The organism is Litorihabitans aurantiacus (assembly GCF_030161595.1).
GTDB classification, from domain to species: Bacteria; Actinomycetota; Actinomycetes; order Actinomycetales; family Beutenbergiaceae; genus Litorihabitans; species Litorihabitans aurantiacus.
On the sequence record NZ_BSUM01000005.1, the window covers coordinates 1 to 23,999 of the forward strand.

Here is a 23,999-nt window from a genome sequence, read left to right on the forward strand (position 1 = left end):
CAGTTGCTTCGTGGGGCCGTCCGCGTCGCGGCAGCGCTCAACCCACTGGTGAGCGCACCACGGCTGTCCTGCTCGCTCCCACCGTCGCTGCGTCCCCTGTGGCCCCATGGCCGTCGAGGCTAGCGGCGGACTCGACGCCGCGGGGGAATAGGTCGTTGGCGAGTCTCCACAGGTAGCCGGAATCGATCGTTTACCGGTCAGGGATGGTTGGGGGCGGAGCGGTGATGGCCCTGGGTTTAGACGCGCACGCCGCCGGAGACCTCGATGCGTTCACCGGTGACCCACCGCAGGTCGGTGCAGAGCAGGGCGCGCACGGCGTCGGCGATTTCTTGGGGGTCGCCCACTCTTCCCAGGGCGGTGTTGTCTGAAAGGAACGCCCGCACGTTGTGGTCGTCCCGCATGGCGCCACCGTTGAAGTCGGTGGCGGTGGGCCCGGGAGCCAGGGCGTTGACCCGGATACCTCGCGGACCGAGCTCGTGCGCCAGGTTGCGCGAGAGGGTGTCGAGCGCGGCTTTGGAAGCGGCATAGGCGGCCATCCCGGTGCCCACCTGCTGGGAGGCCGAGGAGGTGATGTTCACGATCGCGCCACCGTCGCACAGGATCGGCGCTATCGCCTGTGTGAGCAGGAAAGGGCCGCGCACGTTCGTGCGCCACAGGGCCTCGAGGTCGTCAGGCGTGATGGTGTCCAGCGGTCCAAAGCGTCCGACACCGGCGTTGTTGACCAGGGCATCGACGGTCCGCCGGCCCCAGAGGGTCTGGGTGGTGTCGGGGACCGCGGTGGCGAAGGAGGTGATGGAGTCGATGCTGGCGACGTCGAGCTGGAGGGATGTGGCCTCGTGGCCCGTCGCGCGGATCTGAGCGACGATCTCTTCGACCGGCTTGGGGTCTGACCGGTAGGTGGCGATGACGGCGGTTCCGGCGCTGGCCAGGGTGGCCGCAATGTGGCGCCCCAGTCCGCGGGTCGCCCCGGTCACGATGGCAATCTTCATGTGGTCGTTCCCTTCGCGGCTGTGACGTTCTGGGTGTTCGTCACGGCTTAGTTGTGCCTCTAGCTCACCCGGGCCGCGACGATGCCGCCGTCGACGTCCAGGATGGTGCCGTGCACGTAGGCCGCCTCGTCTGAGGCCAGGAACCGCACAGCGTGCGCGATGTCGATGACGCTCCCGGGCTTGCCTGCCGGTGAGGGCGCCGTCAGCGTTTCCAGGATCTCGACCGTGGCCTGGTTGCCGGGGGTGATGGTCGCACCGGGTGCCACTGCGTTCACGCGAACCCCGTCGGGACCGTACTCGGCGGCCCAGGCCCGGGTGAGCTGTTCCAGGGCGGCCTTCGTGGCGGGGTACATCCCCACGCCCGGCGTGCCGATATGGGCCATCCAGGAGGTGATGTTGATGATCGCGCCGCGGCCTCGCTCGACCATCCCGGGGGCGAGCGCGCCCACCAGGTCGTGCGGAACGCGCACGTTGGTGGCCAGGAGTGCAGCGACGTCCTCGTCGGGAAGGGAAGCGGTCGGGCCCACGGGGAAGATTCCGGCGTTGTTGACGAGGATGTCGACGCTTCCACCCAGGGCCTGGCTCGCGCGTGCGGCGAAGTCACGGACCGCAGCGGGGCTCGCGGCCAGATCAGCCGTCAGCGCCGTGGCGCGGCCGCCGGCTGTGGTGATGGCGTCGGCCACCGACCCGGTTCGCTCGGCGTCTCGCCCGTGGACCAGGACATGTGCACCGGAGGCAGCCAGGACGTGCGCGATGGCTTCCCCGATCCCGCTCGAGGACCCGGTGATGATGGCGGTGCGGCCGACGAGACGCTCATCGCGCGGCAGATCGGTCAGGACGGAGGGGGTGTTGTCATGCCTCCACGATCCCCGCTCTCGCGTGCGCGGGATTGCCCGATCCGGTCAACTTCTTGCCCGTCGGGTTGGATGGGGCAATGGATACCCGCGCCGCGGCGAGCTTGGAGCGCTCTGCTGAGCGAGTCCGGCACCACATCGACCACCCCCACCGAGCCGCGAAGCTCGGGCTGCTGCTGGGACGGACCCTGACGCCTACCCCGATGCTGTTCGTGCGCTACCCGCCGTCGTTGTCGTTGGTGCTGACCGGTCGCAAGCTATCGGGAGACGACGAGCTGGGCCATCAGGAGTGGGGGCCGGACCGGTTTCTGATCACCCCAGTAGATCTACCGCTGATCGCGCGCGTGCTCGAGGTCGGTCAGCAGGGGGACTTTTGTCGGTGAACTGGCGTCTTGACCCCGCTGTAGTGGTGGAGGTCGCGGCGCAGCTGCCCCGGCAACGCGGCGATGACCAGCCAGCGCGCCTCGGGACGATGACCTACGAGCTCGCCGATGCAGTCGAACGGCTCCTGACACTGCTGGACGCACCCCAGGAGGCGGCGGTCCTTGCACCGCTGCTGAGCAGGGAGATCGTCCTGCGGCTGCTGCAAAGCGATCAGGCTCCACGTCTACTCGCCGCCGCCGAGCACGCCCGGGCCGACGTCGTCGGTGCCGCGATCGCGCGTATGGACCAGGCGCTGGCTGATCCCTGGACCGTCGAGAGCATCGCGTCCGCGGCCGGGACCAGCCCGGCCACGCTGCGACGCCGCTTTCGTGAGCTGACCGGGCTCACCCCCATGCACTACCTCAAGCGGCTACGCCTGGGGGAGGCCCGGCGGGCCATGGTCGTCGACGGACTCTCCGCTGCCCAGGCCAGCGTGCGGGTCGGCTACCTCAGCGCCTCGCACTTCTCGCGTGACTACCGGGCCACTTACGGGCGCCCGCCGGGTGCTGATGGCACGGCCCTACGAGCTCAACTACGTGCCGGATGACACCGTGGGGTGCAGCTTGTTGGCGGGTCGGGCGAGATTCAGCTTGTCGTTCAGTGGATCGTTCACGTCACACCGCCGCCAGCGTCACCATCTACGAACGGACTGGGTCCCCACCATCTGCGCGTCTGTAGGGACAGCGATCGTCGTAGCCAGCAGTATCGCGACCATCAACGCCTACACCCGCTGCCGACACCGCTGACCCTGCGTCCCGAAAGGTCGTGACGTGCCGTGGGTGAGACGAAGTGGTTCACATTGGCTTATGCCTACCCTCGACGCATGCGCACCTGGTACGAGGACGTCGTGGGACGTTTCGTCGCGGAGCGGTTCCCCGATGCGACAAGCGTGATCGTCGCTGGCAGCACCGTGCGTAACGAGCGGACGGCGTCGAGCGATGTCGACCTGTTGCTGCTCGGCCCTGACGGGTTCCTAGCCGACGGTGCCGACTCGCTCGCCGCCACGTACGCCCACGAGGGCGAGGCGGTCGAGGTGTTCGCATACACGCCCGTGGGCTTCGAGCGGTGGGCGCAGCGCGGCGTCGAGCAGTGGCGGCCCGTAATCGTGCGGATGCTGCTCGAGGGTCGGGTGCTCGCCGGCGACGAGGTATTGGAGCAGCTCCGCGAACGCTGGGCCGAGACGTACGACCGCGGCCCTCAGCCCGAAGACGCCGACGTCAACCTCCTGCGCTATGCCATCACCGACCTCGTCGACGATCTCGCCGACGTGACCGACGACGTTGAGCGCCGCGTGGTCGCAGCCGAGCTGCTGCGACAGGTCGCGTCCCTCGCGCTCATTACTAACCACCGCTGGATCGGCACCGGCAAACACCTCTCCCGCGAACTGCGTCGATGGGATGCGGTGCGCGCAGCTCGCCTGACCGACCCGTACGTCGCCGGCGACTTCGACGCCTTCCATGCCGCAGCGGCCGCCGAGCTCGAAAGCGCGGGCGGACGACTCCGGACAGGCTTCACGCGCTGAGCCTCCCGTACGTCGCCATCGGCCAGGCCGGCTCGACCATCAGCGGACGCGAGCTCCGCGCAGGTCGGCGTCCGCAAACGGTCGGCTGCGCACGTCCGCCGGCCGCCGCGAGACACGCCGGCGGGGGAGTGTCCACAACCCGTGTACGAATCTTTCCGCTTGTCGGCCGCGGTGAGCACGAGTTTCCGCTCGTCCCAGACCACACTCTCAACAGTGGTAACAGTGATGTTAGATCCGGTCGCCGGAGAGGGGGAGCCGCAACCTCTCGTCCGATCGGCGCGCGAGCGAAGTTCCCAGCCAGGGCACAACCTGAGCCCAGGAAAGGGAAAAGCAAACGTGCGGTCGTAGCATGGCGGGATGTCGTCGATGGCTGATGTTGAGGCGCTTGTGCCGCCTTTGCCGGTGCGGACGGTGCTGTGGCGCACCCAGGCACCGTTCCTGGTGACACTCGCGGTAGCGCTGGTGGCCGGCGCCGTGACTGAGGCGGGGCCGACGTGGCCGTATGTGGCGGCGGGGGTGGCGGCGGCATGCGCGACAGCTGCGACGGGTCTTCTGGTCTCCCGGTTGGGGGAGGGGGTCTTGATCGGTGGTGCGGTGGTGCACATGGTGGTGGTGGCGGGGGTGGATTACGCGTCGTGGCCCACGACTCCCTCAATGGTGGGTCTGATGATGCTGCCGGCGCTGCACCTGAGCTACGGATTCAGGGCGCGCCGTGGCCCGTATCTCTTGGCGGTCGGGGTTCCCCCGATCCTGACGGCTCTCGCGCTGGGGTCGAGCAGGGCTGTGGCGGCGACGTGGGCCAGTGCGGCTGTCCAGATCCTGGCCCTCGTCGCGGTGGCCACGGTGGTGTACCTGTCGGCCCGGCACGCCTGGCTTCAGCGCGTCCAGCTTCAACAGGCACTGCTGGAGGCGCGGGCGGCGGTCAACACCGCGCAGGTGGTCGCCGATGCGATCGAGACCGGGGTGACCTACTACGACACCGCCGGCAGGGTGGAGGTCCGCAACAAGGCGATGACCGGCTTCGCTCAGCGTGCCGGCTACGACGCCGAGACCGTGAGCGCGCAGCACATCTACCAGTCCGACCAGGTCACACCCGTGGACCTCGGTGAGCAGCCCATGGAGCGGATGCTGCGAGGCGACATGGTCGATCACGACCTGTTCTACCTCGGTCCGCCCGGTGACCAGCGAGCCGTCACCTTCACCACCACGAAGCTCGACGGTCTCGCCGGCCCCGCCGGGTGGGTGCTGGCAGCTCATGACGTCACGGACCTGGTCAACGCGATCACCACCCGCGAGGAGATGATCCTGACCTTCACCCACGAGCTGCGGACCCCGCTGACCTCGATCATCGGGTTCGCCGAGATGCTCCAGGACACCCTGGACCTGGAGGAGCTGGGTATCGCTCGGCCGGTGGAGGTCATCCACCGCAACGCCACCCACCTCTCGACGCTGGTCCAGATGCTCCTGCAGGCGGGGATCGAAGCCCAGGCGGAGCCGCACTTCGCGCCGACGGACGTCGGGGACATCGTTCGGGAGAGCGTCGCCTCCTTCCAGCCCAAGGCCGCCGGTCGCGGCATCACGTTGGAGGCGGGTACGCCCATCGGTGACACGCGTGCCGAGGTGGATCACCTGCGCATCCGGCAGGTGCTGGACAACCTCGTCTCCAACGCGCTGAAGTACCCTCCCGCGGGCACGACGACCCGCGTCCTGGTCGAGGGGACGCCCGACCACGTCCGCGTCCGAGTGGTCGACCAAGGCCCCGGGATCGACCCGCAGGACCTCCCGCAGCTCTTCCAGCGCGGCTTCCGTTCGGTCACAGCTCGCCGGACCGCAACGCAGGGGATGGGACTGGGCCTCGCGATCGCACGGGACATCGCACGGGCGCACTCGGGCGAGGTCACGATGGTCAACAACCCCGACGGCGGAACCACCTTCACACTTGAGTTGCCACGACACCCGAACGTACAGACCGCTGACGCAGCGGCAGGGGACCAGGCGACCTACTCCTCGGCTCTCACCTAGACCGGGGGAGGCGGGCGCTGCACCTCAGGGAGGGGTGCGGGGGCGGGGGACCCAACTTCCCACCTCGTGCCGCACATCTGGCAGGTCAGAAGACCATCTTCGTGGCGGGTAGCCCACAGGTGAGAGCACCACGGACGCCCCGCGCGATGCCAGCGCTCCTGCCGGTCTCGGGCGTCCTCCTCGCTCACTCACGTGACCTTAGGGAAAAAGCAGTAACCGTGGGAGAATGTTCGCTAACAAAAGTTTCGCTTACAGCGAACGCTGGCGTGAGGTGAAGGCGTGTCAGCCCGGGCTCCATAAGTCGGAGGTCGTAGAGCTTCAGCCGGCGAGTTCGGACTCGGTAAACGGGACGACGGGGATCGCCTCGGTGTGGGTGGCGGACTTGGCCTCGAGGTACGCGCACAGCTCGGCGGCGGTCCGCAGCTCGGCGGTCAGCTGGTGGAGCTCGGAGCTGCTGAGGATGGTTTCGTCGGGTTGGGGTTCGATGACCACGCGCCAGCGGGGGTCGCCCGGCTCGTGGGGCTGCATGTACACCGTGGTGGTGGCGTTGCTCAGCGGGACCACGACCAGACCGGTGTCGGTCCCGGCCGGCCCGTCCTGGATGACCACGCGAGCGGTTTCGGCCACGGGGTGGGCGGGGGTGAACTCCTCCAGCCACTGATCGAGTGTCTGCTTGCTGCGGAACGGCATGTGGTCACCTCCCCGGGGTGATGGGCGCACGGGCCGTCGGTGGCCCAGCCGTTGATTCTAGAGGTTCGATTCCGGGCCGACCGACCGAGCTGTCTTGGGTCGAAGCGGGGGAGTCGGGCCGCTATCGTCACCTGCCTCACGCTCCTGCTGGCACTAACGAGTAGATGCTGAGCCGGTTGCCGTCCGGATCGACGAAGTCGAAGTAGTTCACCGCGCTCTCGACGTGCTGGAGCGGTCCGACGGCGACCCCCAGGCTCATCAGTCGCTCGTGTTCGAGCGCGGCGTTGGTGACCCCCAGGCGCAACACGACCTCGGCGCCCGAACGTGCAGTGGGCTCCGACCCCAGCTGGAGCCACACCGGTCCCACCTTGAACTCCACCACGTCGTCGTCGGGCTCAAGACCCGGCTCGATGAGTTCGAGAACCCTGCGATACCAAAGAACTGCTGCCGCTAGATCGGCGACGGGCAGTCCGACAGTCACACTCGAGATATTCATCGGACCATCCTCACGGACACGGTTCAGGGTCTCGGTGCGTTCTCGGGTCCGTGGGCGGGACGCAGGACGTACCCCACGCTGTGAACGTTGTGGATCAGGGAGTCCGGTCGGCGTCGACCTTCCGACGCAGGTAGTGGATGTAGAGATCCAAAGTTTTGGGGTTGACGGTGTAGTCGTAGTGCCAGACACGGTCGGCGATCTGCGCCTTCGACATCACGCGTCGGGGGTTGCGCATCAGCAGGCGCAAGAGGTCGAACTCCGTGATCGACAGGTGTAGCTCCTGATCGCCGCGTCGCACCTCGCGCGTGATCTCGTCGAGCTCGAGATCCCCGACCCGGTAGGTCGAGGGCAGGCGGGGCGCCTGGCCCCCCACGCCGCGTAGGAGGTCGCGCACGCGAGCAGCGAGATCCTCAGCGCTGAACGGGCGTCGCAGGTAATCATCACCGCCGGCGGTCACACCTGGCAGACGCCGGTCGTGCTCACCCGGGCCCGTCACCAGCAGCGCCGGGACCTGACGCGCCCTCCGGATCTTTGCCAGCACGGCAATCGGATCCGCGTCGAGGATCCCCGCGTTCAGGATCACGACGTCTGGGTCGAGCACCGTAGCGGTGGCGAGGACGTCCTCGGCCCGCGCGGCAAGACGCACCTCCATCCCCTCCCCGCGCAGCACGCCAACGACAATGTCGGCCAGGACCGGGTTCTTGAGCTGCACGAGCACCCGCCACACCGTGGCGGAGGCCCCAGCAGAGGGGGCGGGAACGCTGGCCGGGCCGCCGTCAGACGGCGGAGAAAGGGCCGCAGTACCGATCACCCATCCATCATCCTCCCGTGTGAAACGGAACCGGACCATGCCGGTAGCAGTCACTGCCCGACCTCAGAACTTCCGTAGAGACCTCTGCCGCAGCTGCCACGACACACCTAGGCTCGATCCTGATCACGGCGTGCCAGATGGGCGCCGGCTCCCCAACACTTCGGAGAATCCTGTGCCCGTCAACTTCTCGCACCCCGAGGGCCTGCTGAAGCAGACCGACTACTCGCCTGTCGCGGTCGCCACCGGCTCGCGTCTCATCGTGCTCGCCGGCCAGGCGGGCGTCACGGCCGACTTCGAGCCCGCCGCACCCGACCTCGCCGGACAGGTCCGAGCCGCCCTGCACAACATCGCCGTCGGAGTCCGCGGCGCCGGTGGCGCACCCGCAGACATCGCTCGCCTCACCTTCTACATCGTGGACTGGCAGCCCTCGATGTGGGAGGACGTTCTGGCCGGGATCGCACACGCACAAGAAGTCGACGGATTCCCGACGCCCGCGCCGCCCGTGACCATCATCGGAGTTCAAGCGCTCTTCACACCCGACTTCGTCGTCGAGATCGAAGCCATCGCAGTCACCGACTAGGGGCCCCACCGCGTGCCGGTGCGCATCGTGTGGCACGTGTCCAGGTGTGCCGAACGGCCCCGTCGATCGACGGGGCCGTTCCGGCAGGGCTAGTACCGGCGCGAGTGGCCCTTCCATTCCGCTGCTGGGCCCGTGGGGTTCGCCTCGGAGCTCGCCGCGGTGGACCTGCACGCCGGTCGGCAACTGTGTCGGAATCGGGCTCGGTCTGAATCAGTCGGTGGGAGGCAGGACGATGACCTTGCCGTGTACCCGGCCGGCTTCGGCCTGGCTGTGCAACTCGGGCAGGTCGATCAACGTCACATGACGGGCGATGTCGATGCGTAGTTCGCCCCGGTCGACCAGCTTCACCAGGTCGGACAGGGCGGTGCGGTTCGGCTGCACGAAGATCGTTTCTCCTCGCACGTCACGCTCCTGGTCGTTCGGGGTCGGGACCATCGGAGTGGTGGAGACGACGACTCCGCCATCGCGCACCCGGCCCATGAGGGCCGCGAAGTCCTCGGCCGTGATGGGTGCGAGGTTGAGCAGCAGGTCGACGGGTTCGGTCACGGCGCTAAGAACCTCGCTCCGGGTGTGATCGACGATCTCGTCGGCGCCGTGAGCTGCGACCGACGCGGTGCTGCGCGGGCTGGCGGTAGCGATGACATACGCGCCCGCGCGCTTGGCGAGCTGCACGGCATACCCCCGACCGGGCCCCCCGCGCCGTTGATCAGGACGCGCTGGCCGAAGGTCAGACCGCCCACGTCGAACAGCGCCTGAGATGCCGTCAGCCCCACCGAGGGCAACCCGGCAGCATCAGCGAGCGGGATCGTGGCGGGCGCGGGAACGAACGATTCAGCAGGAGCCGTGACGTACTGCGCCGCTGCGCCGTCCCCGGCCATCGGGATGAAGCCCACGACCTCCTGCCCGACCGAGAGGTCCTCGACGCCGTCGCCGACCTGGTCGACTGTGCCTGAGACGTCGTACCCGGGGGTGTGCGGCAGGGTGATCGGGATCGGCAGGAACCCGCCCCGCATCCCACCGTCGGCCGGGTTGTGCGCGACACCGGCCACGCGAACGCGCACCTGACCAGCTCCCGCCTCGGGGCGGTCGACCTCCTCGTAGCGCAGCACTTCCGGGCCGCCGGTCTCGTGGAAACGCACTGCCTTCATGATGTCCTCCTATGTAGTGCTTCGAGTTCGAAGCGATGTGGCGACCCTAGACCTACTCCATCTTCGAAGCAACTACTACGCACTCGAAGTAAGATGACGTGGTGAAGACGTCACCAGCGGTACTCGACCCCTTGCAACTAGGTGCCTACTTCGCGCTGATCGAGGTCAGCAGTCTGTTGCGGCACGCCGTCGAGCAGCAGCTCAGGCGGGCCGGCGACCTCAGCTACGTGCAGTTCCAGCTGCTGGCGACTCTCGGGGATGCACCGCGGGGATGTCTGCGGATGACGGATCTTGCCGACGGCGTGGTCTACAGCCGCAGCGGGCTGACCTATCAGGCGCAGACGTTGGAGAAGCGCGGCCTCGTCTCGCGGGCGCCCTCGAGCGAGGACGAGCGCAGCATCGAGGTGGCGATCACCGAGGACGGGCGTTCCCTGCTCGCCGACGTCTTCCCCGGACACATCGCGATCCTGAACGACATGCTCTTCGCGCCGCTGACCGGACAGGACGTCCAGACCCTCGCTGACGTCCTGGCCCGCGCCCGCGACCACATGCGCCAAGGACCGGCGAGATCCGCGGCCCCTCGCGGGCGTGCACACCGCAGCACCAGCTGACCGATCGGCCGACGTTCAACTATGAGGATCCTTCTGGTGACTGCCGGCTCACGCGGCGACGTCGAGCCCTTCCTCGCCCTGGCCCGGACAGCTGCGCGAGCCGGTCATGACGTCCAGGTCGCCGGTCCGGACGGCTCTGGGGTGTCATCTGAAGGTGTCGATCTCGTGAGTCTGGGGGTGGACTACTCAGCGGTGATCCGGGATCAGGGTGTCTCGATCGGCGCGGCGCTGCGCAACTACCGCACGGTGGTGAAACCGATCATGCGGGGCGTGATCGTGGGTGCTGCACGTGCAGCCGCTGCGTTCGTTCCAGACGTGGTCCTCGCCCACCCCAAGGTGCTCTCAGCACCCCTGATCGCCGCTGCTCTCGACATTCCGCACGTGCTCGTCGAGCTGGTGCCGGCTGTCACGCCCACGCGCGCGTTCCCCGCCGCCGGCACCGTGACCGCTGATCTCGGAATCCTCAACCGGCTCACCTACCTCGGGACTTCGCATGCCTCATCGATGTTCGGTGCTGCCCTCGACGAGGCAGCGGGCCAGCTCGGCATCTCCCGCGACCAGCGACTCCCGTCCCCGGCGGCAACGCTGCTGCCCATCACCCCGACACTTCTCGAAAGGCCCGCAGACTGGCCAGCCAGCGTCCACCTCACGGGCCCGTGGATCGAACCCGTCACAACGGAGGTGCTACCCCAGGACGTCAGCGATTTCGTCGCGGGTGGGCCGTTCATCTATGCCGGGTTCGGGTCCATGTCGGCTGGCGACCCGATCGAACGCGGCCGTGCTGTGATCAGTGCCGCCCACGCTCACGGCTACCGAGTTCTCATGGCCACTGGCCTCGGAGGAGTCGATGTTCCCGACCGGTTGCGCGGAGCCGACGTCATGGTCGTGCGATCGGTCCCCCACGGTCTGACTCTGCCGAGGGCGTCTGCCGCCATGCACCACGGGGGTATCGGGACGGTCCAAGCGGCAGCACGCGCGGGGGCTCCTTCCATCATCGTTCCGTTCATCGCCGACCAGCCGTTCTGGGGCGCGATGCTGCATCGACGCGGACTCGCTCCCGCCCCGATCCCACGACGCCGCGTAAGCGCAGCGAGCCTCGGACGGGCGATACAGGCAACCTCTGCCTACCGCGGCGCCGTGGCGTCCCTCGCCAAGACCATGCAGACCGAGCAGGGCACCAAGGCAGCACTCGAAGCGATCGAGAAGCTCACCTAATTAGCTGTACTGATCTTGGGTGGGTTCTTCGGCGGACCGTCGTATGAGACCGAGAGAATCTCGACTGCACGAGACCGGGACACACCACTACCTACCCGCTACAGGCATCTCCGCCCCCTGGCATCTAACACCAGTAACGGTGGTGTTAGTGCACACCGCGACCCTCGGTGCCTCTCGGCTTCGTGTCCTCGCGACAGCGAGGCCGGCAGTTCAGGTGGCGGTGGCTACTTCTGGGCGGCGTCGAACTGTTCGCGGATGTTGGCGGGGATGCGGCCGCGGTCGTTGACCTCGATGCCGTTGGCGGCAGCCCACTCGCGGATTGCGCCGGCGTCGGAGGCGACACGGGTGCGCCGGGGGGAGGGGCTGGTGGTGGAGCGGCCGGCCTTGCGGGCGACGGCCTTGTAGGAGGCGAGCGCGTCGTCCAGTGCCTGACGGTTCTCGGCGCCGAGGTCGATCTCGTAGGTCTTGCCCTCGTGGGCGAAGGTGACGGTCTGAACGTCCTCGGTGATGTTTTCGTCGAGGTCGTCGATCAATGTCACGGTGGTCTTCTGCACCATGGTGCTGGGGCTCCTAGATCGTTCGGTGTCGGTCGCTTCGAGGCTAGCCTCTGGTCCTGGGAGTGAGGATCGTCAGTACGTCAGCCCGGCGAGGGGTGCACTGAAAGGAACCCCCGAGGGCTGCCGCCCACGGGGGGTAGGGGCCGTTGTGAATTGTCCGGAAGGTGACGACGAGGTTGATCACGACGGCGACGAGGAGGACAGTCGTGGAGGGGACGCCGAAGAACCCGTCGGCTACCGATGGGCTGATGGTGAGTACGAGGTAGAGCACCCACAGCCCTAGAGCGAGGCTCGCTGTCATGGTCGCGAGGTGTCTCGCGGGGCGAGGGTTCGGATTCGTGCTGGATGGCTTGCCGGCCCGGCGTCGGTGCCGTCGGTCGAAGAGCCAGAGGCCCAGGGCGATGGTGGAGACGGCCGCCGCGGCGATGAGGTGGCCGGTCGAGGGGGCATCCATGACTTCACTCTGCCTGCCAGAGGGCACTCGCGCGTGGTGAGTGGGCTACAGGGCGTCGGTGGGGGCTGCTCGCGTCGGAGCTCGCGGTAGATGGTGGTGCGGGAGACGTCGAAGAGTTCGGCGAGCTCTGCCTGGGTGTGCTGGCCGGCGGCGGCGAGAGTGATGAGGTGGCGGCGCTTGGTCTTGCTGAGGGTGGGTTGGCGGCCACGGAGCTTGCCGGCTGCCTTGGCGATCTGCATGCCCTCGCGGGTGCGGGCGCGGATGAGGTCGGCCTCGAACTCGGCCACCATGCCCAGGACGTTGAACAGGAGCCGGCCGACGGGGTCGGCGGGGTCGTAGACCGAGCCGCCGAGGTCGAGGGCGACACCTTTGGCGGTGAGCTCGTCGGCGATGTTGCGCGCGTCGGGTAGGGAGCGGGCGAGTCGGTCGAGCTTCGTGATGACCAGGGTGTCGCCGTTGCGGACGGCAGCGAGGGCCTGGGCCAGCCCGGGACGGTCGCGGTTGCGTCCGGTCAGACCGTGGTCGACGTAGATCAGGTCCGGTGCCACGCCAAGTTTGGTGAGTGCATCGCGCTGGGCCGTGAGGTCCTGGCCGGTGGTCGACACCCGCGCGTAGCCCACTCTGGTTCCGGTCACTACCCCAGTGTTGCAGATAGGGCACCCTCACCGCCCACCAAATCGTGCGACCTATACGCGCAACGCGACCTGAGCATCTGTCTAGGTGCCGGGTTGGGGTGTGGGTGCACGGTGAGGGATCGTCTAGTGGCACTCCGGCCGACCCTGAGACTCTGCCCGCCTGCGACCGAGCGGTGCTGCTAGCGCGCCTAGGTAGTTACAGACATCAAGGCCGCACATGTGGTGCGTTATGGCTTGGCGTGGGTTAGGTTCCGGTCCATGATGCCTGCGAACTGGTACCTCGACCCCGACGATGCGTCGCTGCAGCGCTGGTGGGATGGGGAGCGCTGGACTCAGGATCGTCGTGCTCTCCAGGACGAGCCTCGTCCGCCGGATGCACCTGCGGAGTTCTCGTTCTTCTCGGGGAAGTCGGCTGCGGCGGCGTGGCGGCAGCGGGCGGAGTTCTTCACTGCCAGGTACGGGGCCGAGCGGGCCAAGCTCGAGCAGGTCGTGGGCGAGCTCGTTCAGGCCCGAGGTGCCCTGTCCCGGGTGAAGGGCATGGAACTGATCGAGGTGGAAGCCGAGATCGCGCGCCGACGGGGCGAGCTGGAGTCGTTGACGGCTGAGGTCGCCGGCGCCCGGTCCGTGCTGCAGCGCGAACGTGAGCAGGTGCTCGAGGTGCGATCGGTCGCGTCGCTGCAGGATGTGTCGCTGTTCGACTTCGACCACGTCGCCGAGGGCTCGGCCAGCCTGGCGAACCGGTTGTCAGAGGTGCGGGTGAAGTACAAGCAGCTGATCAAGGAGAGCAGGGCTACCTCGTACTCGGAGAGCTTCACGTTCAACGGTTCAGCGGCCAAGGGCAAGACCTTCGCGAAGAACATGGCCAAGACGATGCTGGCCGCCTACAACGCCGAGGCAGAGAACGCGATCAAGGCCGTGCGCGCCGGAGGCTTGGACACCGCTCGCGCTCGACTCGATCGAGTTGTGGACCGGGTCGAGCGCAACGGCGCGATGATCGATCTCAAGATCAACGCCGCCTACCACCGCCTCCGGCTCGAGGAGCTGACCCTGGCGGAGCGACACCTCCACGCAGTGAAGGTTGAAAAGGAGCTGGAGCGTGAGCGTCGCGCCGAGCTACGTGAGCAGGCCAAGGCCGAGGCCGAGCTGGCCAAGGAGAAGGAGCGCCTGGACAAGGAGCGCAACCACTACCTCAACGTGATCGAGGCGCTCCGGCAGCGCGGCGATGAAGCCGAGGCCGCCAAGATCGAGGCCAAGCTCGCCGACGTCGACCGAGCGATCCAAGACGTCGACTACCGCGCCGCGAACATCCGCGCCGGCTACGTGTACGTGATCTCCAACCTCGGGGCCATGGGGGAGCGCATGGTCAAGATCGGCATGACCCGCCGCCTCGACCCGATGGACCGGGTGAAGGAGCTCGGCGATGCCTCGGTCCCCTTCCCCTTTGACGTCCACGCGCTCTTCTTCGCCGAAGACGCTGTGGGGATCGAGAACATGCTGCACCGCACCTTCGCCGAGCAGCGGGTCAACAGGATCAACCAGCGACGCGAGTTCTTCTACACCACACCGACCGACGTGCTCGATGCCTTGCAGTCCCACGGAGTGTCACTCGTGGAGTACGCCGTGGAACCGGAGGCAGAGCAGTACAGACTGAGCATCGCCGCCGCTGGCGCCTGAATAGACACCTTGGAATCACGCCCCGTCCTGACGTGATACCTGTCCACGTGTGATAGCGGAGTAACCTCGAGCTCGACCTCAGAACCTGGAGACCCGATGCAGACCATCGCTTTCTACAACCATAAGGGCGGCGTCGGCAAGACCACCCTGCTTTTCAATCTGGGCATAGCGCTCCAAAGTCAGGGGAAGAAGGTGCTCTTTGTCGACGGAGACGCCCAGGCCAATCTGACGAGTATCGCACTGAGGGATGAGCAGATTGAAGAAGTCTACGATAGCGAACAGACTATCTATCACGGCTTGGCGCCCCTCGTCGAAGGGTCAGGAGACATCGAGATTGTCAGGCCCATCGAGATTCGAGACAACGCCTGGGTTCTTCCTGGGCACATTAATCTAAGCGTGTTTGAAGAAATAGCTCCTGAAGGATGGACTAGCGCCCTGGCCGGGAATCCTCGCGGCTTCAGGGTTAGTACAGCCGTGCACCGGCTGACAAGGGGTGTTGCAGCCCAGGTTGGGGCTGAGTACATTCTGCTCGACCTCGGGCCGAATGTTGGGGCGTTTAATCGGGCTGCCCTCCTGGCTGCGGATGGATTCGTCATTCCCATGTCGCCCGACCTGTTCTCGCTGACGGCGCTTCCCAGCGTGGGGGAGAGCGTGAGTAGGTGGGTCGATGAGTGGCGCATCGCGACTAACTCCGCGTCGAGGAGGGGGCTCAAGCTGGGATTTGACCTACCCGTCGGGTCCCCAGTACCCCTCGGGTACATCAGCCAGCAGTTTGCCGTCTATAGAGAGCAGCCCGCGAAGGCATACAAGCGATGGGTGAACCAGATCCCTGCTCAGTATGTCGCTGGAGTAGTGGAGCCACTCGCCGAGGCGGGCGTTAGGCACCCGGAACGCGAGGGCAAGATCGGCGAGGTGCGAAACCTTTCCAGCCTGATCCCTATGGCTCAAAGGAACCGTTCCGCTGTTTTCGAATTGACTGGCACCCTCGCTCGAGGGGCACAGTTCACTCGTGCGCGCGACACCTACAACCTCTTTGCTGATCTTGCCGGTGAAGTTCTGAATCGTCTCGACGAGACTTTGTAGGCCACTATGACGGAAGCCGGGTCGCGTCCAGAACTCATTGTGCTTGACACCTCCACCTTGCCGCGGCGTGCAAGTATCCGAGACAATCCACTGCTTTCGGCGCTTCTTCGCATTGCAAAAGCAACCGACATCAAACTATGCATAACAGACGTGATTCTTGAGGAATCAACGTCGGCGCGTCGGCGCGCCGCAGAGCAGGCGATATCCGAACTCAAGGCTGCGGTTAGAAAGTTAGGGAGTCTCCATGAGGAGTCTGGAGGGGATCTATACATTCCGTCCGTGGAAGAAATCGTCGAGCGATGGGAGGGGGACCTGCGAAGTTCTTTCTCAATCCTCGAGACCGCCGGGGAGGATGCTCGCCTCTCATTGCTCAGGGAGGCTAATCGAATTCCTCCGGCCAGGGCCTCGGGGGACTCTGCCATTGGCTCACGAGATGCGTCGATCTGGCTCACTGCTAAGCGGGCAGCTGGCGAGCAGCGCGTCCTTCTGGTCTCTGGCAATACTTCCGACTTTGCCGGCACCAATGGCCTACGACAAGAGCTTGAGGAAGAGTTATCAGAGGGCGAGTTGGTCGCTTACTCCGCGTCCGTAGACGCAACAGTATCTTTGTTGGCAGAGAGCGTTATTCCGATTGCGCGCGACGTCTCTGACGTCAACGCATGGGACGGCGATTCCGATATTCTTATGCAGGCTACAAATTTTGTTATTGCGAGCACCGACGAAACCCTCGATTATGCTTACGGCCAAATAGATAATAAGAGCATGGAGGTCAGGCGCGAGTACGCTTTCCCTGGCGGGCGGCTGGCGCTGATCGCTCTGACTTCCGACCTCAAGATTTCGCCTCTTGACCTCGATCCATCTGACGCGGGCTCCCGCAACTACCCAATAATCGTAGACTTCTGGGTGCTATGGGACGATGACGAGTCGACGAGCATTGACGTCGATCGAATTCGTCATGACTCGTCCGGGTAACTTTTCTAGGGCGGCGCGAAGCTATAGTTGGCGGGCTCGGGGGCGGCCTACTAGAAGCCGCAATCATGCGATTCCGTGGTGGTACCAGCGTGTGTGGCTGAGTGAGGCTGCAGGCCTCGTTGTGACCGGGAGGGTGCGTGAACTCCTGTCAACGCGTGTAGCGCGCAGTTGCTGCCATGGGTATAAGGTGCCTTGTAGGAGGTGGTTGGGATGGCTCTGGTAGAGGTGCCGCCAAGGGCGGCCGCGGCGGTCCAGTTGCGACACCGTCGCGATCTGGACGAGGTGGATCTGCGTCGCGAGTTGGTGGCGTTGTCGGAGGAGGGGTACTCGCAGACGCGGATCGCTCAGTGGTTGCAGATCAGTCAGTCGGCGGTGTCTCAGCTGTTGAAGACGGCGCGTGGCGGGTCGGTGGCGCGTGCGGGGTTCTCGGGTGCGAGTCCACGTGAGTTGTGTCAGCGGTACGCGGCCGGCCTGTTGAGCCGGGAGCAGGTCGTGGACGAGCTGACGCGGTGGGAGTACGTCCCGATGGCCCAGCACGAGGCGTACGAGGACCTGCCGGTGCAGCCCGAGGGCACGATCTGGGACGTGTACCGCGCTGCGATGGACGGCCTGATCGATGAGGGTCTGTACGGGGAGGTCGCGGCGCGGGTCGCGGCGGACGCGAGCGCGTGAGCCGCGAGGATCACGACCACGTTGAAGCGATCCGGGCTCTGGTCAGTGGCGGCCCGCTGGCCGCGGACGCCCCGACATCGACCCTGAACAACCCGGAGTGGTTCTTCCCGGGCGGGATGCCCACCCCGGCGCGTCTCCGGCTCCACAGGCAGCTGAGCGCGCGGGTGTGGGGGAGTGGGAGCCCCCGGCGGATGTGAGCGTGCGGACGCCGCGAGCGGTGGTGCTGGCCGGCCCGCCCGGGGCGGGCAAGTCCACGGTCGCCCGTACCGCTCTGAGCCAGGGTGAGCGCTCCTATCTGCGGGTGGATGCCGATGAGTTCAAGGAGCTGTTGCTGCGTCAGGCGCTGAGCGATGGCACGTATGAGTCGTTCGTCAAGCCGCAGGCGGTACGTGACCGTGAGGCGCGCGGTGAGGTGTTCGTCCCGCTCGAGCTGGCGTCGCTGGTGCATCGGGAGTCTTCGATGCTCGCGGCCGATCTGACGCGGCAGGCGATCCAGGCGCGTCGGGACATCATCGTGGACACGGTGCTGGCTGCGGAGAGCAACGGCCGGCGCCTGCTGGAGCAGATGCAGGCGCAGGGGTATGAGGTGCGGATGATCGATGTCGAGGTGCCCTACGAGGTTTCTCAGGCTCGTATCCGTGAACGCTGGGCGTCGGGCCGGGCGCAGGTGCTGGCCGGCGGTGACGACCTCGAGGGGGCCGGTGGGTGCCGAGTGAGTACGCCCGCAGCGTGTACTACGAGCAGGACGGTGTCTCCAAGCCGGAGCGAGTCTCGGAGCTCCTGGCGCGGGAGTCGCCGATCGTGACGCGGTTCCAGCGCTACCGCACGAGCGCGGAGCAGGTGGCCGCGGCCGAGGCGGCAGGTGTCGGTGTCGAGGCAACGCTCGAGCTGGAGTTCGCTCGCCCGAACGTCTCAGCCATGCCGGTCACGACGACACCCGGACAGGGCCTGAGGGGCGATGAAGCGGCGCGTCGAGCGCTGTCGTATCTGGGCCGGCAACGTGGCCGGGGCCCGTCACGTAGTGACGGGCGCGAGAGGTAAGACTGCGCGGAGGTAGCCCGTCCACGGGACGCGCACGCCCGAGGTGAGTCAAGGGTGTCGGTGACGTGCGTGCGGTGGTCGGGCGGTAGGTCGGGTCCGGCTGTCCACCTGTGGTCGGGACGAGCCCGAAGGAGATAGCTCGTGCCGTCCACAGGTGGTCAGGGGGTCATCGAACGAACCTGCGCCCGTAACGGGCTGTGCGCCTCAGGAGGGGTGTCCCTCGTGCTGCTGTAGCTCCTGCTCGGCCGACTGGGGCACCGGGTCGGGGGTGGGTGCAGCGGCCGTCCGGCGACGACGCGCGACGCGCGTCGTCTTGGCCGCCGGCGGGAGGCCGATCTTCCGTAGTTCGGCCTGGCTCCATCCTGCGTTGACGGCGGCGTCGTAGGCGCGCACGTCCGCGAGCTCCGCGTTCTTCACCAGGTCGCTGGCCTCCTGCTGTGCGCGTGCGAGGAGCGCTGCGCTTTCGGCCTGCGCGTCGGTCACGGCCTGCCGTGTCACCGCGAGTTCGCGCACGCTGTCGATGCGTGTTTCCTGTGCCGCGCGAGCGAGTTCGACGGCCTGGTCCGGTGTGGGTGTGCGAGCCATGGGTGGTTCTCCTCAGCGTTTGCGGTGTGCGCGCCCCGGGCGCTCCGACCGCTCGATCGTATCGAACCCCTGCGGCCTCAGCGAGGCGTAAGGCGAGTTGCAAAGCCAGCGGTGTCCCGGACGGAGCAAGCTATATAATCAGCCGTGCTGATCGGTTGCCCTGCCGGGAGCTCTTGGGCCATGCTGGCCATGGGTCCCCACGCCGGGTGGGGTCGCTGCGCTGGGCCGAGAGGTGGTGGATCGGTTGTCGGAGACGTCGCAGACGGGTACGCCCGCTCCGTCACGTGCGACCACCCAGCGCCGGCGCCGGCGCGTCGAGGGTGGCCGCAAGGTGCGCTACGAGGTGCGCGCCACCACGGAGGAAGCCGGCGCCCTCCTGGTGCTCGCGGAGCGCTACGGCGTCAGCGTTCCCAAGCTGCTGATCGACTCCGCGCTTGCCGGTGGCTCGCAGGCGGCAGCCGCGAGCGCGTCGGAGCGTGAGGCTGTGCTGCGCCAGTTGCTTGCGGCGCAACGCACGCTCGCCGGCGTGGGCAACAACGTGAACCAGATCGCGCGCCGGGCGAACATCGACGGCGAAATCGTGGCGGACCTTCTGACCACCCACGCGCGAGCGCGCGAGTTGGTCGGTCAGATTGCCGAGCTCGTGACGGAGCTGCGGGTGATGGGGCGATGATGCCGAACGTCTCGCGCGGCGACCGTGTGTCCGGTCTGCTGGTCTACCTGGCAGGTCCAGGACGTCACAACGAGCACACCGGGCAGCGCGTGATCACCGGGGACACGGTGACGCGCCTGACAGCGCCCGAGGGTGTGTTAAATCGTGACGACGCGCTCGCGATCGCGCGCACGGTGGACGAGCCGCACCGCGCGTTCGGCGTCGAGGTCAAGGGCGGTCACGTGTGGCACGTGTCCCTCGCACTGCGCGCCGGCGAGGGCGCCAAGAGCGACGAGCTGTGGGAGAAGATCGCGCGCGACTTCGTGCAGGCGATGGGGTTCGATGACGCGGCCAACGACGACCGCGTGAACGAGGCCGGCACCGACGTCGGTAGCGGTCAGGACGACACCGCGCGCAAGGCTTCGTGCCGGTGGGTCGCGATCCATCACGGGCCCTCGGGCGGGGGCAACGACCACGTGCACATCGCCGTCAGTCTCGTGCGCGAGGACGGCACCAAGGCCTCGACCCATCGCGACTACTCGCGCGCGCAGAAGGTCGCTCGCACGTTGGAGGAGCGCTACGGGTTGGAGCGGTTGGAGTCGGTGTCGGCCGAGCGTTCTACACGCGGGTGGGAGATGGGCGAGCGCGAGGCGCAGGCACGCCGTCGAGCCAAGGCGTTGCACTCCAAGAAGATCGCCGCCGGCCAGCAGCTCGCGCCGTGGTCCTCGCTCGACTCACACCAGCGCGTCGGGCTCGTGAGCGTCCAGCTGCGCGAGGACCAGCCCCGGGTGGCGCTGGCTCGCAAGGTACGCGGGTGCGCGGCCGCGAGCAGCGACGAGGCGGAGTTCGTTCGCCGGCTGCGCGGCTCCGGTGTGCTCGTGCGACCCCGCTACGCCGAGGGCAGCACCGACGTCGTGGCTGGCTACAGCGTCGCGTCGCGACCGGTGCACGGTGAGCGCCCGATCTGGTACGGCGGTGGCCGCCTGGGACGTGACCTGACACTGCCGCGCCTGCGGTCGGAGTGGGACACGAGCGAGACGTCCCGCGCGGCCGCCGGCGCGGAGTGGAACGCCGCCAAGCGCGCCCGCCGGGTCGCGGCACCGGGGCGAGAGGTCAGCGCCCCGCGCCCCGAGGTGTGGCAGCAGTTCAGCAAGGAGATGGAGTCCCTGTCCGCGCAGCTACGGGCCGTGCCGACGCACGACCGCGAGACGTGGGCACGTGTGGCTCGACGCACCTCCGGCGCCCTGGCGGCGTGGTCGGACGCGACCGAGCCGACCCCCGGCGCCATGGCGCACGCGGCCGACGCGCTGAGCCGTTCCGCGCAGACGTTCGGCCGCGAGACGAGCACGCCGAAGGCGCAGCTCGTGGCCGTGTCGGGCACGACCATGCTCGTGGCCAGCGCCTCACGCGGAGGCGTCGGACCGGTGGGGCAGGCCGCGCTCCTGCGGTCGCTGATGAACCTGTCCAAGGCGGTGCACGACGCCGCTCTCGCGCAGGGTCAGCAACGCCAGGCCGAGTCGATCGCACGCGAGATGCGCGGACGGCTCGCAGAGGTGCACCGGCGCATGGACACCGCCGCCCAGGCCCACCAGCCGGCTACGGCTGCTCAGGTCCCCGGCGGCGCCGAACAGCAGACGACGGCCGCCGTGGCGACGGCGCCCAACCCGAACATCACCGACCGGATGCGCGCCACGCTCGCCACGGCGCAGGCCTCCCAGGCCCACCCCGCCACGCGCGCCGTCCAGCCTGCAACCGAGCCGTCGCCAGCGAAGCCGAGAAGCACCACCCGGCCGGGTCCTGAACGGGGCTCGACCGACCAGGGACGCGAGTAGGTCGCGCTCCACCAACCCCGCAGGGAGGTCACACCATGAGCATGGACAACGACGGCATCGACGAGGTCGTAGAGGGCCAGTTCCGCGTGCTCCTGACCGCCGCCAGCCAGGCCGGTGAGGCCCTGGCGCGAGCGATCGAGCAGCGGCGCCGCGAGGCCACGGCCGACAGCACCCGGGAGGCGGCCGAGCTGCGCTCCCGCCTCGACGCCGAGCTCGAGACGGCGCGCGCCTCGCTCAGCGCGACCAACAACCCCCAGTGGTGGGCGCAGGCCAGCGCGCAGGAGATCTCCGAGATGTACAAGACCGCCCGGGGTTGGGCGGCCGAGCACCCCGAGCTCGCCGAGGCCGAGGAGCGGATGCGCACCGAGGTCGGGCACCGGTTCGGGGTGACGATCGAGAACCTGACCGCCACCGGCGCCGAGCAGCAGCGCGCACGCGCGGAGCAGGCCGAGGCTGCATCGCTCACCCGCGCTGCCGAGGCGGCCGAGCAGCGCGAGGACCAGAGCGAGGCGCAGCGGGAGCACGAGAGCGTCCCCGCCGTGCGCGAGGAGCTGCGCGCCGACGCGCTCGCCCACGCCGCCGAGGCGGGGGCTCTGCGCGTGCGCGCGGAGCCGGCCTACGACAGCGCCGAGCGTCGCGAGGCCACCGCGCGAGGGCTGACCGAGGCCGGCCACAGCCAGAGGCAGGTAGCGGCCGTGATGCGCGCGGATGTCGCCCAGGCTCGCCCGGCCAGCCAGGCCGTGTCGGGGCGCCCCGACCGCAAGCCCGCCCAGGCCCGCAAGGGACGCACCCAGGCGGCCGAGCAGCAGAGGTCCAGTCTTGGGCGCTAAGTAGCTTCATCTGTCGCGGCGCCCTGAACGCGAATTGCACCATGGCCCGAAGGAGGAGGCCCCGGGCAGAGTCGTAGCTCTCTGGTACCTAATCCAGGCTCAGGGGTGCTCACGTCCGGTCGCGCCATCTTAGAAGTCGGCCTGCTTCAGGATGCGCCGCAATCCGATGAGCTGTGCCGTGCTCGGATCCCTTCTTTGCCCTCAGCGAACCGGGCTATTCAGACCGCAGGCGCCTTCGTCAAACTGCAGTACCGTCTCGCGGTAGGGATTCCCCGGACTCCGCTCCTTGGTATGAGTCCGAGGAAGCCGTACACGGCTCCGCGCCGAGCGCGTCTCATGCGATATTTGACATCCGCATCCGATAGAGAAAAGCCGCCATAGCGTCTCGGTTCGTCGAAGACAAGGGCCTATACGTCCCGTCGGGCCAGCCAGTCGAGATCCCGCGGGACCTCAGCCAAGACATTTCTTTGTAAAACTGAGTTTGTGGCGTCACGTCCGTGAAAGGGGACGACGAAGGCGCCACGTAGTGGGGATTTCCTGCAAGCCTATAAAGAAATGCCGCCATCGCATCTCGTGCGACGGGCTGGTTCGGGCGGAATGAGTTGTCCGGCCATCCTCCCACCAAGCCCACTGCCTTCGCCCAGCAGATCACATCCCCATTTGGGGTAAAGTAGTTCACGTCGGCGAAGCAGTTCGTCCCGCTGTTCAGCGCAGGAAACCCGCGCATTGCCCACATGAAGTAAACCATGTCGGATCGAGTCGTCGCCTCGTATGGGCGGTAGTTCCCGTTCGCATCCGCAGGTGCAATATTATTGTTCCGCATCCAGCGAATCTCGGTAGCAAACTGGTTGTTTGAATATACGTCGTAGTAGGGGCCATCGCAATTTACGGCGTGCCCAACTACTTGAAACGAAACCCGGAAACTGCTCTGGTAGAAGATGGTCCGACCCTGCGGGTAGACGCCCGGGATGTCGTAGTTCCAACCGGCAAAGTCCGACAATGCCGAAGCTTGGGAATTAATCACGCCAAGCCCCCGGTTGGCGTTCGCGGAGGATACTATCGCGCCAACCATGCCGTACGTCTGCCCAGGCTGGAAGGCGGTGCTGACCGAGTGAGGGGTGCCGTTCAGTGATACTTCGACGGTGCGATACTGGCCATCGTTAGATGAGAGTGAGCGCGAAATTTTTTGATCGTACGTCGCCCACGAGTTGTTGTTCGAAATTCCCATGCTGAAGCTGTAGTTGGAATCGGCCGCGGAAGCATTCCCGGTTTCGATGGCAAATTTTGAATCCGTCATCAGCCGACCGCCCCCGTTGGGGAAAGTTGGAAGACTATGGTCCCCTGTGGTGAAAGCGGGGGTATCGTAATCCAGTTGTAGACCTGTGCGGTGGCTTGCTGGCTTCTGGTTTGCGAATCGAAAATTCCGGCTTTAGAGCCGGCGAGCGTAAATCCAAGTCCTTGATTCTGAAGGCTGGCGCCGGCGAGCTTAAAATTGTCGATGTCGCGGATAGGGAGCGGATCGGTGATCAGGTTGGAGCCGGTGAACTTGTAACTGCAAGTCGTAGTCACAAGAGATGTGGAAGCGGTTGGCCCCTGTTCGTAGAGGATTTAAGTATTGTCTTGGCGCGCGTCGATAACGGCTGCCTCTTGG

The 23,999-nt window shown here is 67.0% G+C and carries 26 protein-coding genes and 1 pseudogene; 15 read left to right on the forward strand and 12 right to left on the reverse strand.

Annotated features, from left to right (window positions below; all coding sequences use genetic code 11):
• Nucleotides 1-236: 236 nt before the first annotated feature.
• Nucleotides 237-989: an SDR family NAD(P)-dependent oxidoreductase gene (locus QQK22_RS18240; protein ID WP_284252962.1), complete on the reverse strand. Its 753-nt coding sequence runs from the start codon at nt 987-989 to the stop codon at nt 237-239.
• A 59-nt stretch (nt 990-1,048) separates the two neighbouring features.
• Complete coding sequence (locus QQK22_RS18245) at nt 1,049-1,825, reverse strand: SDR family NAD(P)-dependent oxidoreductase (protein WP_284252987.1); 777 nt, start codon at nt 1,823-1,825, stop codon at nt 1,049-1,051.
• A 98-nt stretch (nt 1,826-1,923) separates the two neighbouring features.
• Here QQK22_RS18245 and QQK22_RS18250 point away from each other — a divergent pair, with 98 nt between their 5' ends.
• The 4 genes from QQK22_RS18250 to QQK22_RS18265 all read left to right on the forward strand — a co-directional run bounded on the left by QQK22_RS18250 (nt 1,924) and on the right by QQK22_RS18265 (nt 5,810).
• On the forward strand, nt 1,924-2,226 hold the full coding sequence (locus QQK22_RS18250) for a hypothetical protein (protein WP_284253010.1): 303 nt from the start codon (nt 1,924-1,926) through the stop codon (nt 2,224-2,226).
• 26 nt (nt 2,227-2,252) lie between these two features.
• The gene (locus QQK22_RS18255; RefSeq protein ID WP_284253018.1) at nt 2,253-2,813 is read left to right on the forward strand and encodes a helix-turn-helix transcriptional regulator; all 561 of its coding nucleotides are present in this window, start codon (nt 2,253-2,255) and stop codon (nt 2,811-2,813) included.
• Nucleotides 2,814-3,089: 276 nt separating this feature from the next.
• A complete protein-coding gene (locus tag QQK22_RS18260) occupies nt 3,090-3,788 on the forward strand; it encodes a nucleotidyltransferase domain-containing protein (RefSeq protein ID WP_284252967.1) in 699 nt (232 codons plus the stop codon).
• A 366-nt stretch (nt 3,789-4,154) separates the two neighbouring features.
• Nucleotides 4,155-5,810 (forward strand): sensor histidine kinase, encoded by a 1,656-nt coding sequence (locus tag QQK22_RS18265; protein ID WP_284252970.1) that lies wholly within the window; start codon nt 4,155-4,157, stop codon nt 5,808-5,810.
• Between the two features lie 318 nt (nt 5,811-6,128).
• On the opposite strand, the gene QQK22_RS18270 is transcribed toward QQK22_RS18265, so the two are convergent.
• From QQK22_RS18270 to QQK22_RS18280, 3 genes are all read right to left on the reverse strand, one after another.
• On the reverse strand, nt 6,129-6,500 hold the full coding sequence (locus QQK22_RS18270) for a hypothetical protein (RefSeq protein ID WP_284252972.1): 372 nt from the start codon (nt 6,498-6,500) through the stop codon (nt 6,129-6,131).
• Nucleotides 6,501-6,636: 136 nt separating this feature from the next.
• On the reverse strand, nt 6,637-6,996 hold the full coding sequence (locus QQK22_RS18275; protein WP_284252974.1) for a VOC family protein: 360 nt from the start codon (nt 6,994-6,996) through the stop codon (nt 6,637-6,639).
• A gap of 94 nt (nt 6,997-7,090) precedes the next feature.
• Entirely contained in the window at nt 7,091-7,807 is a 717-nt protein-coding gene (locus tag QQK22_RS18280; RefSeq protein WP_284252976.1) for a response regulator transcription factor, read from the reverse strand.
• 172 nt (nt 7,808-7,979) lie between these two features.
• On the opposite strand from QQK22_RS18280, the gene QQK22_RS18285 reads away from it, so the two are divergent.
• The gene (locus QQK22_RS18285) at nt 7,980-8,387 is read left to right on the forward strand and encodes a RidA family protein (protein WP_284252978.1); all 408 of its coding nucleotides are present in this window, start codon (nt 7,980-7,982) and stop codon (nt 8,385-8,387) included.
• 210 nt (nt 8,388-8,597) lie between these two features.
• On the opposite strand, the gene QQK22_RS19080 is transcribed toward QQK22_RS18285, so the two are convergent.
• Both QQK22_RS19080 and QQK22_RS19085 read right to left on the reverse strand, forming a co-directional pair.
• Entirely contained in the window at nt 8,598-8,933 is a 336-nt protein-coding gene (locus QQK22_RS19080) for a zinc-binding dehydrogenase (protein WP_348525661.1), read from the reverse strand.
• Nucleotides 8,930-9,535, reverse strand: coding sequence for an NADP-dependent oxidoreductase (locus QQK22_RS19085; protein ID WP_348525663.1), 606 nt, complete (start codon nt 9,533-9,535; stop codon nt 8,930-8,932). The genes QQK22_RS19080 and QQK22_RS19085 overlap by 4 nt, the downstream gene beginning before the upstream one ends.
• Before the next feature lie 101 nt (nt 9,536-9,636).
• Between QQK22_RS19085 and QQK22_RS18295 the strand changes: the two genes are divergently transcribed.
• Together QQK22_RS18295 and QQK22_RS18300 are read left to right on the forward strand one after the other, a co-directional pair.
• Entirely contained in the window at nt 9,637-10,146 is a 510-nt protein-coding gene (locus QQK22_RS18295) for a MarR family winged helix-turn-helix transcriptional regulator (protein WP_284252980.1), read from the forward strand.
• 36 nt (nt 10,147-10,182) lie between these two features.
• A complete protein-coding gene (locus QQK22_RS18300) occupies nt 10,183-11,361 on the forward strand; it encodes a glycosyltransferase (protein WP_284252992.1) in 1,179 nt (392 codons plus the stop codon).
• A gap of 224 nt (nt 11,362-11,585) precedes the next feature.
• On the opposite strand, the gene QQK22_RS18305 is transcribed toward QQK22_RS18300, so the two are convergent.
• Nucleotides 11,586-11,918 (reverse strand): histone-like nucleoid-structuring protein Lsr2, encoded by a 333-nt coding sequence (locus QQK22_RS18305; protein ID WP_284253012.1) that lies wholly within the window; start codon nt 11,916-11,918, stop codon nt 11,586-11,588.
• Between the two features lie 525 nt (nt 11,919-12,443).
• A pseudogene (locus QQK22_RS18310) lies at nt 12,444-13,007 on the reverse strand (recombinase family protein); the annotation flags it as partial.
• A 258-nt stretch (nt 13,008-13,265) separates the two neighbouring features.
• On the opposite strand from QQK22_RS18310, the gene QQK22_RS18315 reads away from it, so the two are divergent.
• The 5 genes from QQK22_RS18315 to QQK22_RS18335 all read left to right on the forward strand — a co-directional run bounded on the left by QQK22_RS18315 (nt 13,266) and on the right by QQK22_RS18335 (nt 18,213).
• Entirely contained in the window at nt 13,266-14,681 is a 1,416-nt protein-coding gene (locus QQK22_RS18315; RefSeq protein ID WP_284252996.1) for an SNIPE associated domain-containing protein, read from the forward strand.
• A gap of 96 nt (nt 14,682-14,777) precedes the next feature.
• Complete coding sequence (locus tag QQK22_RS18320) at nt 14,778-15,764, forward strand: ParA family protein (protein WP_284252893.1); 987 nt, start codon at nt 14,778-14,780, stop codon at nt 15,762-15,764.
• A gap of 39 nt (nt 15,765-15,803) precedes the next feature.
• Nucleotides 15,804-16,736, forward strand: a complete 933-nt coding sequence (locus QQK22_RS18325; protein ID WP_284252895.1) for a PIN domain-containing protein — start codon at nt 15,804-15,806, stop codon at nt 16,734-16,736.
• A 210-nt stretch (nt 16,737-16,946) separates the two neighbouring features.
• Nucleotides 16,947-17,408, forward strand: coding sequence for a helix-turn-helix domain-containing protein (locus tag QQK22_RS18330; protein WP_284252897.1), 462 nt, complete (start codon nt 16,947-16,949; stop codon nt 17,406-17,408).
• A 199-nt stretch (nt 17,409-17,607) separates the two neighbouring features.
• The gene (locus QQK22_RS18335; protein WP_284252898.1) at nt 17,608-18,213 is read left to right on the forward strand and encodes a zeta toxin family protein; all 606 of its coding nucleotides are present in this window, start codon (nt 17,608-17,610) and stop codon (nt 18,211-18,213) included.
• Between the two features lie 440 nt (nt 18,214-18,653).
• Here the strand turns inward: QQK22_RS18335 and QQK22_RS18340 are convergent, their stop codons facing one another.
• Entirely contained in the window at nt 18,654-18,947 is a 294-nt protein-coding gene (locus QQK22_RS18340) for a hypothetical protein (protein ID WP_284252900.1), read from the reverse strand.
• A gap of 418 nt (nt 18,948-19,365) precedes the next feature.
• On the opposite strand from QQK22_RS18340, the gene mobC reads away from it, so the two are divergent.
• From mobC to QQK22_RS18355, 3 genes are read left to right on the forward strand one after another with little or no spacing between them, the layout of a single operon-like run.
• The gene (gene mobC / locus QQK22_RS18345; protein ID WP_284252902.1) at nt 19,366-19,707 is read left to right on the forward strand and encodes a plasmid mobilization relaxosome protein MobC; all 342 of its coding nucleotides are present in this window, start codon (nt 19,366-19,368) and stop codon (nt 19,705-19,707) included.
• Entirely contained in the window at nt 19,704-21,518 is a 1,815-nt protein-coding gene (locus tag QQK22_RS18350) for a relaxase/mobilization nuclease domain-containing protein (protein ID WP_284252905.1), read from the forward strand. The genes mobC and QQK22_RS18350 overlap by 4 nt, the downstream gene beginning before the upstream one ends.
• A gap of 35 nt (nt 21,519-21,553) precedes the next feature.
• A complete protein-coding gene (locus QQK22_RS18355) occupies nt 21,554-22,348 on the forward strand; it encodes a hypothetical protein (RefSeq protein WP_284252907.1) in 795 nt (264 codons plus the stop codon).
• A gap of 334 nt (nt 22,349-22,682) precedes the next feature.
• Here the strand turns inward: QQK22_RS18355 and QQK22_RS18360 are convergent, their stop codons facing one another.
• Together QQK22_RS18360 and QQK22_RS18365 are read right to left on the reverse strand one after the other, a co-directional pair.
• The gene (locus QQK22_RS18360) at nt 22,683-23,645 is read right to left on the reverse strand and encodes an S-layer homology domain-containing protein (RefSeq protein ID WP_284252909.1); all 963 of its coding nucleotides are present in this window, start codon (nt 23,643-23,645) and stop codon (nt 22,683-22,685) included.
• On the reverse strand, nt 23,645-23,917 hold the full coding sequence (locus tag QQK22_RS18365; RefSeq protein WP_284252910.1) for a hypothetical protein: 273 nt from the start codon (nt 23,915-23,917) through the stop codon (nt 23,645-23,647). The genes QQK22_RS18360 and QQK22_RS18365 overlap by 1 nt, the downstream gene beginning before the upstream one ends.
• Nucleotides 23,918-23,999 lie beyond the last annotated feature (82 nt).

Excerpts from the sequence above, each read along its gene's own strand:
- QQK22_RS18240 (WP_284252962.1), bottom strand. The coding sequence starts at position 989 with ATGAAGATTGCCATCGTGACCGGGGCGACCCGCGGACTGGGGCGCCAC.
- QQK22_RS18250 (WP_284253010.1), top strand. The coding sequence starts at position 1,924 with ATGGATACCCGCGCCGCGGCGAGCTTGGAGCGCTCTGCTGAGCGAGTC.
- QQK22_RS18260 (WP_284252967.1), top strand. The coding sequence starts at position 3,090 with ATGCGCACCTGGTACGAGGACGTCGTGGGACGTTTCGTCGCGGAGCGG.
- QQK22_RS18265 (WP_284252970.1), top strand. The coding sequence starts at position 4,155 with ATGGCTGATGTTGAGGCGCTTGTGCCGCCTTTGCCGGTGCGGACGGTG.
- QQK22_RS18270 (WP_284252972.1), bottom strand. The coding sequence starts at position 6,500 with ATGCCGTTCCGCAGCAAGCAGACACTCGATCAGTGGCTGGAGGAGTTC.
- QQK22_RS18275 (WP_284252974.1), bottom strand. The coding sequence starts at position 6,996 with ATGAATATCTCGAGTGTGACTGTCGGACTGCCCGTCGCCGATCTAGCG.
- QQK22_RS19085 (WP_348525663.1), bottom strand. The coding sequence starts at position 9,535 with ATGAAGGCAGTGCGTTTCCACGAGACCGGCGGCCCGGAAGTGCTGCGC.
- QQK22_RS18305 (WP_284253012.1), bottom strand. The coding sequence starts at position 11,918 with ATGGTGCAGAAGACCACCGTGACATTGATCGACGACCTCGACGAAAAC.
- QQK22_RS18315 (WP_284252996.1), top strand. The coding sequence starts at position 13,266 with ATGATGCCTGCGAACTGGTACCTCGACCCCGACGATGCGTCGCTGCAG.
- QQK22_RS18320 (WP_284252893.1), top strand. The coding sequence starts at position 14,778 with ATGCAGACCATCGCTTTCTACAACCATAAGGGCGGCGTCGGCAAGACC.
- QQK22_RS18330 (WP_284252897.1), top strand. The coding sequence starts at position 16,947 with ATGGCTCTGGTAGAGGTGCCGCCAAGGGCGGCCGCGGCGGTCCAGTTG.
- QQK22_RS18350 (WP_284252905.1), top strand. The coding sequence starts at position 19,704 with ATGATGCCGAACGTCTCGCGCGGCGACCGTGTGTCCGGTCTGCTGGTC.
- QQK22_RS18355 (WP_284252907.1), top strand. The coding sequence starts at position 21,554 with ATGAGCATGGACAACGACGGCATCGACGAGGTCGTAGAGGGCCAGTTC.
- QQK22_RS18360 (WP_284252909.1), bottom strand. The coding sequence starts at position 23,645 with ATGACGGATTCAAAATTTGCCATCGAAACCGGGAATGCTTCCGCGGCC.